Annotated in this window: 7 protein-coding genes and 1 pseudogene; 2 read left to right on the top strand and 6 right to left on the bottom strand. The window is 44.3% G+C overall.

The window, feature by feature from the left end; all coding sequences use genetic code 11:
- The first annotated feature begins 48 nt into the window (after positions 1 to 48).
- Both MED222_RS15960 and MED222_RS15965 read left to right on the top strand, forming a co-directional pair.
- Entirely contained in the window at positions 49 to 1,137 is a 1,089-nt protein-coding gene (locus MED222_RS15960) for an alkene reductase (RefSeq protein WP_009846066.1), read from the top strand.
- Positions 1,138 to 1,343: 206 nt separating this feature from the next.
- Positions 1,344 to 2,165, top strand: a complete 822-nt coding sequence (locus tag MED222_RS15965; protein WP_009846065.1) for an HNH endonuclease — start codon at positions 1,344 to 1,346, stop codon at positions 2,163 to 2,165.
- A 268-nt stretch (positions 2,166 to 2,433) separates the two neighbouring features.
- Here MED222_RS15965 and rlmJ read toward each other — a convergent pair whose 3' ends face one another.
- The 6 genes and pseudogenes from rlmJ to MED222_RS15995 form a co-directional block, all read right to left on the bottom strand.
- Positions 2,434 to 3,300 (bottom strand): 23S rRNA (adenine(2030)-N(6))-methyltransferase RlmJ, encoded by an 867-nt coding sequence (gene rlmJ / locus MED222_RS15970; protein WP_009846064.1) that lies wholly within the window; start codon positions 3,298 to 3,300, stop codon positions 2,434 to 2,436.
- Positions 3,301 to 3,532: 232 nt separating this feature from the next.
- On the bottom strand, positions 3,533 to 4,456 hold the full coding sequence (gene secF, locus MED222_RS15975) for a protein translocase subunit SecF (RefSeq protein WP_009846063.1): 924 nt from the start codon (positions 4,454 to 4,456) through the stop codon (positions 3,533 to 3,535).
- 2 nt (positions 4,457 to 4,458) lie between these two features.
- Positions 4,459 to 6,258, bottom strand: a complete 1,800-nt coding sequence (gene secD / locus MED222_RS15980) for a protein translocase subunit SecD (protein WP_009846062.1) — start codon at positions 6,256 to 6,258, stop codon at positions 4,459 to 4,461.
- Positions 6,259 to 6,531: 273 nt separating this feature from the next.
- Positions 6,532 to 7,014 carry a hypothetical protein gene (locus MED222_RS15985; RefSeq protein WP_009846061.1) on the bottom strand — a complete coding sequence of 161 codons (483 nt, stop codon included), beginning with the start codon at positions 7,012 to 7,014 and terminating at the stop codon, positions 6,532 to 6,534.
- A gap of 299 nt (positions 7,015 to 7,313) precedes the next feature.
- Entirely contained in the window at positions 7,314 to 10,094 is a 2,781-nt protein-coding gene (locus MED222_RS15990) for a M16 family metallopeptidase (protein ID WP_009846060.1), read from the bottom strand.
- A 326-nt stretch (positions 10,095 to 10,420) separates the two neighbouring features.
- Positions 10,421 to 13,183 (bottom strand): annotated as a pseudogene (locus MED222_RS15995) (M16 family metallopeptidase).
- Between the last annotated feature and the right edge of the window lie 10 nt (positions 13,184 to 13,193).

The raw sequence follows: 13,193 nt of genomic DNA, 5'->3' as shown, positions 1-13,193 counted from the left end.
ATCAAACTGGAATTGGCACAGCACTAAAAATTCATAAAGGTAGAGATCATGAACAAGTTATTCGAAACATCAGAACTGAAAGGCCTAGAGCTGCAAAACCGTGTGGTTATGGCACCCATGACACGCGCTCGCACCAGCCAGCCTGGAAACGTGCCAAACGACATGATGGCGACTTATTACCAACAACGAGCAAGTGCAGGGCTAATCATCACTGAAGCCACACAAATTTCAGATGACTCTCAAGGTTACTCATTCACACCCGGCGTCTATACCGATGCGCAAATCGAAGGTTGGAAATCAGTAACAACAGCAGCAAAAGAGCAAGGTGCCGCGATATTCTGCCAACTATGGCACGTAGGCCGAGTATCACACCCTACCTTTCAAAAAGGCGAGTTGCCGATTGCACCTTCAGCACTGGCACCTATAGAAACGCAGGTTTGGATCTCTGATGAGAATGGTAACGGCAACATGGTGGATTGCATCCAACCAAGAGAGATGACCCAAGCCGATATCGATCGTGTTGTTCAAGATTTTGCTAACTCAGCGAAAAAAGCAGTCGAGGCAGGGTTCAACGGAGTGGAAATCCACGGTGGTAATGGCTACCTCATCGATCAATTCCTAAGAACCAATTCAAATAAGCGCACCGACAACTATGGAGGCAGCCGCGAGAACCGACTTCGTTTTCTAATCGAAGTGGTGGATGCAGTGATTGATGCGATTGGTGCCGATAAGGTGGGTGTTCGTTTAGCTCCGTTCATCACCTTCAAAGACATGAACTGCCCAGACATCGTGCCAACTATTTTAGAAGCTTCAAAGGCGCTACAAGCACGCGACATCGCTTACCTGCATCTATCAGAAGCAGATTGGGATGACGCACCTGTGATACCTGAAAGCTTCCGTTTAGAGCTAAGAGAGCTATTCTCTAACACCATCATCGTTGCTGGCAGCTACACACCAGAACGCGCCGAAGAAGTGTTAAGCAAAGGCTACGCCGACCTCGTCGCATTTGGTCGCCCATTCGTTGCGAATCCAGACCTCGTATCACGCCTACAAAACGGCAATGAACTATCCGATCTTGATGGCGCCACTCTGTTCGGCGGCAACGAAAAAGGCTATATCGATTACCCTGCGTTGTAGTGATAAAGCATTAAACAAACACCAAGCCTGCAGAGTACTGCAGGCTTAATTGTCTAGAAACGTGACCGAGCCGATACCTTTTTACACTCGAAAATCCAATTGCACATTTCAACTTAAACCACTGTTATATTTGAACTTTACACAAAAATTAATTATAGAAATATCAATAATAATTCCGATTTAAACGGATAAATGAGGACTCTCCATTGTTCAATGTAGGACAGGTTTACAATCGACGTACAGATATACACGGTCATTACAAAGGTCAGCAATATGGCGGTATCGCGACGCCGGCTGCTCACCCATATGTGTTTATCTTCACTAGCGATGCTGGTGAAGAATTTGGCTACTCTGATGGTTTTAGTGCAGACGGCACTTTCCGATATACAGGAGAAGGGCAAGAAGGTGATATGCAAATGGTTAAAGGAAACTTGGCCATCTTTGAACACCAAAACAACCTCAAAGAGATTCTCTTATTCGAATCAGTCTCAACTGGCTTCGTAAGATTCGTCGGTGTTTGCAACTACATCTGTCATCACATCGAACAGCGCCCAGACAAGAACGATCAACTCCGTGATGCAATAGTTTTCCATTTAGATATCGTCCCTCAAAGTATCGGAAACATCATTCAATCTCCGAAAGTTTCATACCTTACTAAGCCGACTAAAAGTAAGTCTCTGAAGCAATTACGAGACATTGCGTTAGCTTCAACGCCACTAAAAGCTGACCCCAAAGAACAACTCACGCATGTGAAGTACCGCAGTGAAGCAATCAAGCTTTACGCAAAGAAACGAGCAAATGGGCTTTGTGAAGGTTGTGGTGTGCCCTCGCCTTTTGAGACCAAGTCAGGTCCTTACCTAGAAGTGCATCACCTGACACGGTTAGCTGATGGTGGAGCTGATTGCCCTGAAAATGTAATTGCACTCTGTCCGACTTGCCATCGTAAAGCACATTACTCTGTGGAAGCTGCAGATTTCAATGCGAAACTCATCGAGAAAGCACTAAAAATTGAAGAGAATCTGTTGTAAACATTTTCGACAGGCAAAAGAAAGGCTCGCGTGACTAGTGCGAGCCTTATGCAGTTTAGGGGGTAAACCACAATCTGATATTAATTTGGGTAATTATTTAACTTATGAGCCAGTATGCACCTGTGCGCATTGATGTACTATTTTTATATGATTCATCGCGATAAATCAATCGATAAAAGTTAGAGTTTGGTCAATTTAAACCATACAGATTGAAATGATTTAGCGATCTACATCTCGAAAATCATCATAAAACCCATAAAAATCAGATCTATAGGCTTCTCATTTGCCAGTAGCCTTCACCATTGGTCGAGAGTTGGCTGTGTAAATAATCAAGCGTATCTGCGACTATTCCTGAAATGCCTTGTGGTGGGTTGAATAACAACAAACCACTGCCGATTAGGCGATCATCACCCTTAGGGTCTCGAAGGCGAAGCTCCGACTTAATCGGACTTGGCAGCAAACCATCTTTCACTGCAGTAACACAGTGATTCAGAATCAGTGAGCTCTTGTCATCCGTGTAAAGCGGGTACCAAATTAGTGCAGATACCTTATCAGATTGTTGATACGCCTTAACCAAGGCATCGATCACCGCGAGATATTCAGAATCGGTTTCATAGGGAGGATCGATAACAATCAGGTGATGATTATCGTGTTTTGCTACGTCATCAGGCAACGCTTTAAGCCCATCACCCGCGGAAATAGTCAGCTTGCTTGAGACATCAAGGTCACGTTGTAACGTCTCAATATTAGTTTGCAGTAAATCAGCTTCATCTTGCTGAATGTCTGAAAAATAGAAACTATCTTGGCTACGGCCTTGTTGGTAAGTGATGGCTGCTGAGCCCGGATAGAGAGAGATAAGTTGATTCGGATTGTAGTATTCCAGCACCGACATAAATGAAGCAAAGGCCGGAGGAAGATAAGCTTTATTTCGCCACAAGTACCCGACCCCTTCTGCAAACTCACCCGCGTGATTGCTTGGTGCGGTAGTTAAATCATAACAGCCTGTACCTGAGTGGGTGTCGATAACATTCAGGCGTGAATGCTGCTGCATTAATGATTTAACCAGTGCACTCAATACTGGATGCTTGAGTGCATCACCGTGGTCGCCTACATGACATTGATGTCGATATTCCATTCCCTTGCCTCATTTCTACTGACGTCATATAAACATACTTCATATAATGAGGGCTTGCCTGCTCAATCCATTGTTTTTTTAAATAGGCTCACTTTTCTCTAACCATTTGACTCTTATAAAAAATAAAGCCCTTCGTCTTGCTACAAACGAAAGGCTTTGCTGAACTCACTCGTTGGTCAATGAGGACTAAGGCTGAGCGCTATCCAATTAGAAAACTTAAGCAATCAGGAAACTAAGGATACTCACCCTCAACTTCTACTACTGGTTTCACCTGATAGTGACAAGGCTGTAGGCCAAGTAATTTAGGTAGGGTGATGCCTACTGAAATGGAGGACCACGTACCGCTGACAATACCCACAACGAGTGCAATAGCGAAACCTTGCAGTGCCGCGCCACCCAGTAGCCAAAGCGCAGAGACGGTTATTAGAGTTGTTCCTGAAGTCACCATGGTGCGTGAGAAGGTCGCTTTAACTGATTCGTTAAGCAGGTTGTCAGTATCACCGCTTGGATTGCCACGCAGCATTTCACGAACACGGTCGGCAATGATGATCGAGTCATTCAATGAATAACCCAAAATCGCCAACACAGCCGCTAACACAGTCAGGTTGAACTCAAACTGAGTAAAAGCGAACAGACCCAAGATAAGCGTCACGTCATAGATGATCGCGGCAAGGGCACCGAGTGCTAAACGCCATTCAAATCGTACACTCAGGTACAGCATGATCATTAGGAAACACACCAATACCGCCAAGCCACCTTGGTCAACCATGTCTTGACCCACTTGAGGGCCAACCACGCTGCTGTTAAGCACTTTTACTTGGTCACTTACAGAAGACAAAGCATCCACTAAGTTTGGCTGTGGAGCGTCTGTCAGTTGACTGTAACGAATTGTCCAGCGATCCTGTTCTGCCATACCAACCACTTGTACGTCTTGTTGGAAAGCCGTATCAAGTTTGGTTTTTAACGCATCTTTGGTTACTTGATCAGAGAGCTGAACCTCGGCAACCACACCGCCAGTAAAGTCCAAGCCCCAGTTAAAACCTTTCACTGCCACCAGCATCACAGAGCTCATGAACAGCACAATAGAAATCACAGACATCACCTTACGAAGGCGAGTCATGCTGCTGTTTGAAATAGTCATATTTGAAATACTCATGCTTAAATTCTTACATCGTGGCGTTGGTCACGCCCCCAAACCAAATTGATGATCGCTCGTGAAGCAAAAATGCCCGTGAACATACTGGTTAGAAGGCCTAAGCCCAGTGTCAGAGCGAAGCCCTGAATCGGTCCATTACCAATGGTATATAGAGCCACAGCAACGATCATGGTGGTGACGTTAGCATCGAAAATAGAAGAGAACGCACTGTCAAAACCACGATCGATGGAGCTAGCAAAGCTGCGGCCTTCTTTCATCTTGTCTCGAATACGTTCGAAGATAAGCACATTGGTATCTACCGCCATACCGACGGTCAGTACTAAACCCGCAATACCCGGCAGAGTTAATACCGCACCCGGTAGCAGCGCAATCAAACCAAACAATGTGGTCATGTTAACCACCAATGCGCAGTTCGCGACCCAACCAAGACGGCGGTACCATAGCGCCATAAACGTTAGCGTAAGGCCAAGGCCAAGTGCCAAAGCAGCAAAGCCGTTAGTTACGTTTTCAGCACCCAAAGATGGGCCAATGGTACGTTCTTCAATGATGGTCACTGGCGCAGTCAATGAACCCGCACGCAGCAGTAACGCAAGCTCTTGCGCTTCAGCCAAGCTGCCAGCACCAGTAATTCTGAAACGACTACCCAGTTGAGACTGGATGTTTGCCACACTGATCACTTCACTGTCTTGCTTGCTGTTGCCCGCTCTATCACGACTGTATTCGCTGTACACGGTTGCCATTGGCTTACCGATGTTATGACGTGAGAACTCGGACATTTTCTTACCACCAGAAGAATCTAGGGTAATGTTTACTTCTGCGCTGCCCATCTCACCAATGCCACTACGAGCATCAATAATGTGTTCACCGCTCAGTACTGCTTTGCGAGCGACAACGACACGATTGCCATCTGTATCTTTTAGCGTTTGAGTATTACGAGTTGCATTGTCGTAAACAGAGTAGAACGCCAAAGATGCGGTTGCACCAATCACGTCTTTTGCTGCTGCAGGGTCTTGAACACCTGGCAATTCAATACGAATACGGCTTTCACCTTGGCGTTGAATCGATGCTTCTGTGATGCCTAATTCTTCAATACGGCTGCGCATGATTTGCAGGTTTTGTTGAACTGTTAGGTTGCGTAGCGTTCTTTGCTCTTCTTCAGACTGAGTTAACGTCAGTGACTTATCTGAACGATCACGTAGCCAATGTGGGAACTCTTCACGAATCAGCTTTTGTGCTTTTTCGAAATCGGCGTCGGTACGGAAATCAAACTGAACCTGGTCGTTGACCACTTTACCGCGTGCATAACGCACCTGACTGGTCACCTCGTCGACCATCGCTTGAGCTTGTGCGTGGTAAACCGGTTCCATGTCCACTTCTAATAAGAACTGCACTCCACCGCGTAAATCTAGGCCTAGCTGAATCGGTGCAAAGCCCATGTCAGTCAGCCATTTAGGTGCTGCTGGCTCCATCGCTAGCGCAACCGTCGCGTTGTCGAGGAAGCGCTCATTGAGTACTTCTTTGGCTTTCGCTTGTTGCTCAGCATCTTCTAAGATGACCACTAAACGTTTGTCTTTTTGAAAGGCTGATTTGGCTTGAATGCCTTCGCTAGCAAGATATTGCGTCACTTGAGTGGCGTCGATCGTCTGCTCAGAGCGGTTACTGATTTGAACCGAGGCATCTTCGCCAAACCAAGAAGGTAGAGCGCTTAGAATCATGATGATGATGGTGGCAATAAGCACCACGTATTTCCACTTTGAGTAGTGGTTAATTTGTTTTCTTGGAATGCGTTTTTTCACAGTCAAGATCTCTTCTTTTTACCAATCACCGTAAACACGTGCTCAAAAATAGCGCCGGGAAAAAGCAGTGATCGAGCGTTTTAACCAGCTAGGATGGCCAGTTATTTACTGCGATTGGTATAACTAATGTTTTGCGAACACAAACGACAACTAGTCACAACCAAAACAAGCTGATTGAGTAACAGTGAGGCTAATAATTGTGTGTCGCTATATTGGGTTAATTGGCGAGTTCAACGAGCGCGAGGCGATCATCGATACGACCAATTTAAGGTCAAACGATTAGCTAAGAAGTTCTCGGAAATGCGAGTATTGAATGTTGCCCTCTTTCCACCCAGAAAGCCGGGAGGACGGAGAACTCACAATGCTGGTCCAGTGCTGCTTGGAATCCAACAACGGCGTGTTGAAGAGCAGAGAAGCCAGTAATGAAGGGGGTGAAAAGTCGATCAGTAGATGATAAGCAGGCTCAAGATCGGCCACGCTTTCTTGCTCGTTACTGAGCATACGTCTGAAGTTTGCAGCTTGGAGGCTCGACTCGGTGTCATGATAGTTGGAACTGTCACCATAAGGCACGGTACCAAACGGAACCTTATCGCACTCTAAGTAGCTCGACGGATTATCCGTAGCGGCTTGTTTACACTGTTTTATCGAGGAAGATTGTTCATTCTGTGAAGATTGCTCTTGAGCCGAATGAATTTGAAATGGCTTAGAAGGGAACGAATAGCCGTTAGAGTTCACTAAGCCAAAGCTCAGTAAAAACAACATTAAGACTAATCGGGTACCTAATTTAAGCAATCTAATATCCAAACAACATTCTCGTAGATCGTCAATCTACAATACAAATGAAACGCTGTCTTGATTTAAAACATTTTTTTAGAAAATGATACGATGCAACCGATTAGGCACTCACGGCATTTAGATTTATATACCTCAAAAAGAGCTCAACAAAGCTTGGTGCATAGATATTATGAATGGTGTAAAAACAAGAAAGCCAAGCGATGTGCGCTTGGCTTTGGGTTAAGTGTTTCAGTCTGCTTTAGGCTTTAGGCTTTAGGCTTTAGGCTTTAGGCTTTAGGACGCATGATGTTCTTAACCTTACGGCTATTTTCACCAAAGATGCGTTGGACAAGTTGATTCATATCTTCACGAGAAATTGAGTTAACCGTCGCTTTCACGTTAAACAAGGCTTCTACACCATAGTCGTGCAAAAGATAACGAGACACGAACCATGCTTGATCAACAACACTAGTATCTAAAGGCGTAAAGTCCGCTTCTAGTTGCTTGCCTGCCGCTCTAATCTCATCATTTGATACGCCCTTCAGAAGGTCTCCAATCACTTTATCAATCGCGACCTCTATCTTATCGGCATTTTTAGGGTCGATCAGCGCACCAATAAACCAGTCATGGCTTGTATCACCATCTTGCGATACACAGTAAGCATAAGGTGAGTAATCTAGACTTAAATCTTCACGTATGTACGCGTCTAAACGAGTAACAAGCAGGCGTTGCAGCATGTCTTCCATAAAGATATCTTTCGCCGTTTTCCCTCTTACTATTCCAGTTTGCTCGGAAGGCTCCGCAATGACTCTTAGCATGTACTCAGTGCTATTAGCCGTGTTGACCGACAAATCAATACGCGCTTTAGATGGGTGCTTGTACGCGACGTTAAAGTCAGGCACAACGGCTTTTTCCAATGGAATAGAAGCCAAGTACTGGCGAACCAGAGGTTTCAGTTCACTTGGATCAATGTCGCCCACAATAACCAGCTGATTATTTCGGAATTGACCAAACAACTGCTGATGGACGCTCTTTATCTCTTCAACAGAAACCGTTTCCACACTTTTACTATCGAGCAGCACATGATCACTGTCCGCTTGATAGGTATTTTGGTTCATTGCATATGCGAACTGACCAGTAGGGCTTGCTAAGTAAGAATCTCGATTTTGAATGAACTCTTGCTTAACCGCCTCCAGTTGCTCTGGCGATACCTTGACTGATGTAACGATCGCGTTGAGCGCAGCAAAAGTTTCCGCTAAGCCATTACTGGTGAGCTTAAATTCGACGCCATGGTGAGTAAAATCGATAAACGGATAAACCTGAATATCTTCACGATCCAAATGCGCATCAAGCTCCGTTCCTGAAAAACTGCCAACACCACTTCTACCGATAGCAGCAAGAGCTAACTCTGACGCTGGATATAACTTAGGATCGAGTGCGGCCTTACCACCTAAGCTTGTGTAGTAAATACCTATGTCATCGCCTGCGAGATAGTCACGCAGATACCACATATCGATACCATTGCTAAGCGTCCACTTTTGAACATATGGGTCTACATACATCTGTTCCACTAACTCAATATCGCCTTGCGAACTAGGAACAGCAAAAGCACTGCTGGTCACCGAAAACAACGGTTTGGCACCCTTTTCGCTATAAGTTGCTTTCAAGCTCTCGATGGCTTGGGTAACGGCGACTTTATCTTCACTTTCATTCATACCAACCACTACAAAATAGTCGCTAGAAAGCAAAGCCTTAATATTGGCATTAATCGCATCAAGATCGAGGTTTGCGACAAACTCTTCAAGGCTCGCTTCATAGTCTCGTTGTGATTGCACGATTTGTTCGTTCACTAAAGCCGTCGCTTTCTGGTTAGCGTGCTGCACGCTGTCCATATTGTCCCAATCGATCTCAACATTATCGAGCAAGTCTTGATAATAATGCTGTTCGCTAATTATCTCATTTTCAGAGACGCCATAATCACGCAGAGATGCCAATGTGGCGATTAGCTCCTTTTGAGTCACCTCACGAGCGCCGACAGGAAAGCCAACATCCACCAATGAATAGCGCTGATATTCCATAGAATAATGTTTGGAACTTATCCATTGAGTTGGCAAAGCCGCATCATTGAACTTGGTATTAAGTCGCTGCCTGATCAGTTGCTGTGCTGTCTCATCAAGCCAAAGTTGATGCTGTTGCGCGCGAGTGTCTACCGCACTTGCCCCTCGGTTGATCATCAAAGAGATACTTGGCGCTTCCGATTCTGCATACTCAATATAATCACCTTCATTAAAGGTGGTAATTCTTTGTTTTACTGGCTTGGGAGTTTGTCCTCGCTGCCAATCTGAAAACTTCTGTTCAATTAATGGAATGACGGTTTTTGTGTCAATGTCACCGGAGACAATCACCTCAACGTTCTGAGGTTGATACCAAGTCTGATAAAAGTTATTTAGCCCTTGGGAAGTCGCGCTGAGTACAGACTCTTTAGTACCAAGTGCATCTTGGCCTTCATACTGACCACCCTCAATGAAGTGGTCTAAAAACTGTTCTGCGAATGGCTTGTCGTCTAAGCGTGCATAACGGAACTCACCAAGAATCACACCTTTCTCTTTTTCGACTTCTGAACTTGATAGGTCCAGAGCATCACCAATGTCTCGCATCCACGTCAGGGCAGACTGTAATTGGACATTGTCAGGTAAATCTAATTGATACACAGTTTCTTGGTAAGAAGTGTAGGCATTGATATCAGCGCCAAAGCTAGCGCCTGCATCTTCGAATAGACGAATCACGTCATTTTGAGAGAAATTTTTACTGCCATTGAATGCCATGTGCTCCAAAAAGTGCGCATAACCTTCTTGTTGGTCAGTCTCTTGGAACGAACCCGCGTGCACAACTAAACGAACAGATACGGATTCTTCATGATCTGGATAAACATGGTAGGTAAGGCCATTTTCTAGCTGGCCTGATGTCCATGCCGGATCCGGCTGGATTAAGGTTTCGGTGATACTTGATGTTGAACTACAGCCAACCAAGGTGAGGCATACAGCCGCCGCTAAATAATATGTTTTCATAACAACCTCTTAATGTCATTCATCGACAATATACAGATTGAGTTAACGATTATTATTTAATATTGAACCGGATGAGTATCTTTGTGATCTAGATCTTTATTTTATAAATTGCACTCAGTTATATAAGGCGCAAATTACGAGCATTTAAAAGTCAGTAACTAGTTTAAAAGTGACAAGCTTGAAAGTGATGAATTAAAAAGTAACGAGTTTAAAGACTAACCCTAACCCAAATAAAAAAGCCAAATGACGGTGCATTTGGCTTAGGTTCGATATCTTAGATTTAAGGTTGAAAGCGACTTTTCTACAAGGTCACTCTCTCAATGGGCTTAACTTTTTGGCCTTAACAAGTTCTTCAACTGGTAGCTGTTATCTCCAAAAATTTCTTTAGCATACTCCGTCATATCTTTACTAGAAATTGAATCTGTCGTTCCCTGTAAGTCAAACAGTGCCTCAACACCTTAGTCATGAATTAAGTAACGTGAAATAAACCAAGCTTGTTGAGTAGGCTTATATTGAAGTGGCGTGAGGTCAGCCACTAGCTGTTTAGCAGCGGTTCGAGTCTCATCTTCAGAAATGCCTTTAACGGCTTCAGCAATAACTTTATCAATCGCCTGTTCTATCTTATCTGAGTTCTCAGGCGCAGCTAAAGAGCCGACCAACCAGTCATAACTTGGCTCACTGTCTTGAGATACCGAATACACAAAAGGCGCATAATCCAAGCCTAATTCTTCGCGAACATAAGCCGTTAGACGGCTCGACAATACACGCTGAAGCATATCGTCCATAAACACATCCTTTGCTGTTTTCTCTCGAGCTTGCTGAGAAATAATACGCAATAAGTACTGGCTGCTGTCTTCATTATTGATGGATATATCGATTCGTTCTTTCGAATCAGTGCTATAGGCAACTTGATAATCAGGAGACACAACGGCTTCCAATGGCAATGAAGCAACATATTGGCGTACGAGAGGCTTAATTTCAGATGGCTTAATATCAGCAACGATGACAAGCGTATTGTCTCTTAACTTCTGAAAGAGTTGGTGCTGAACGTCAAGTATATCTTGAGATGTCACGGCTTCAATATCTTCACTTTCCAACATGATATGACGACTGCTATCTTGATAACTATTATGGTTAACCATCTGAATAAACTGACCCACTGGGGTTTCTAGATAAGCCGTGCGATCTTGTGCAAATTCAGATTTTACAGCCTCAAGCTGATCGCTGTCGATTTTAGGTTCGGTCACAATGGTATACAATGCAGCCAAGCCTTCTGCGAGCGTCTTTTTCTTAGTGCTGATTTCCAGCCCATGATGAGTAAAGTTGATGAAGGGATAAATTTGGATGTCTTTGCGTTTCAAATGGGTATTTAATTCCGATCCACTGAATTTACCAACACCACTACGGATCGATGCTGAAATCGCCACCTCTGACGCAGGAAATAAAGAAGAATCTAGGGCTGCTTTTCCACCTTCACTCGCATAATAAACACCAACATTATTACCCACCTCAGGGTTTCGTAAATACCAAACCTCGATACCATTGCTCAATGTCCATTGTTGTAAGTTAGGATCCTCACTCACCTGAATTTGTTTCACAATGTCGCCTTGAGATTCTGGCACGCTAAACGCAGAACTTGCGGTAACGAGCAGTGGCTTGTTACCTTTCTTTTCATAGGCTTTTCTGACATCTTTTAGCTCATTATCCATTGCTAGCATGTCTTCCTTAGAAGATAAACCTAACCCCAAAATGTAAGGGCTAGAAAGCAAATCATCTAAGTTATCATTCACAGCCTCGAGATCCGTATTCGCAAGAAACGTTTTCAAACTCGACTTATAATCAAGCTGTGATTGAACAGGCTGGTTAATCACCAATGCTGTCGATTTACCATCAGCATGAGCCACAGCATCCATTTGATCCCAGTTTAATTGAATGTCATCGAGGTTCGCTTGGTATTGCTGAAGCACACTCGCCAACTCATACTCACTTACGCCATAGTCACGCAAAGAGGCGAGAGTAGAAACAAACTGCTGCTGACTTTGCTCTCGGCTATTAACAGGAAAACCGACGGTAGTAATCGAATACCTTTGGTATTCTAATAAATAGGGTGTTGAAGCAGCCCACTGCACAGGTAACGCAGCGTCAACAAAGTCAGAATTCAACCTTTGTTGGATAAGTTGTTGAGCAATATCATCTAACCAAAGCTGATGTTGTTGCTCATGGCTCTGTGTCACTCTTTCCCCACGGTCAATGACTATCCCGATGCTCGGTGGCTCGACACCAGATCCATACGCCACAAAATCTTGAGTATTGTAATCCACTGACGTGTTCTTCACGGGAACCGGTGTTATGCCTCTTTGCCAATCAGAGAAAGTATCTTCAATCAAAGGGATAACTTCTGCCAGTGTGATATCACCAGAGACAATCACTTCGGTTAACTGAGGTTGATACCAGGTTTGGTAGTAGTTCTTTAATTCTTGAACATTCGCTTTAGAAACGGATTCTTTATTGCCAATAGGATCGTTACTTTGGTAAGTCGTCCCTTCAACCAGATGATCGTAGAACTTAAACGAGAGAGGTTTATCTTCAACTCGCGTGTATCGAAACTCCCCAAGTATCACACCTTTCTCTTTTTCGATTTCAGCTTCGGACAGCAGTAAACCATCGCCAATGTCTCTAAACCAAGCCAGGGCTTTGTCTAGGTTCTTATTGTCGGGCAGATCTAATTTATAGAGGGTTTCTTGGTAAGAGGTGTAAGCATTTAAGTCTGCACCAAAACTGGCACCAGATTGCTCAAATAGCTCGACCACCTCATTTCCTGAAAAGTTCTTGCTGCCATTAAACGCCATATGCTCAACAAAGTGGGCGTACCCTTTCTGTTGTTCGCTCTCTTGCAAAGATCCGGCATGCACGAGTAAGCGTACCGAGACAGGTTGTTCTTGGTCAGGGTAGACATGGTAGGTTAATCCGTTATCTAACTCTCCTTTGACCCAGTATGGATCGGATTTCAATAACGTTTGTTGTTGAGGAGTAGAGCTGCAACCTAGCAATGTGGAGCTCAATACGACGACTAAATAGTATGCTTTCATAACGATCTCT

The sequence above is a fragment of the Vibrio sp. MED222 genome, assembly GCF_000153005.1.
Taxonomy (GTDB): domain Bacteria; phylum Pseudomonadota; class Gammaproteobacteria; order Enterobacterales; family Vibrionaceae; genus Vibrio; species Vibrio tasmaniensis_A.
The sequence above is the reverse complement of the archived record's forward strand: the minus strand, read 5'-3'. Positions and strand labels throughout refer to the sequence as shown.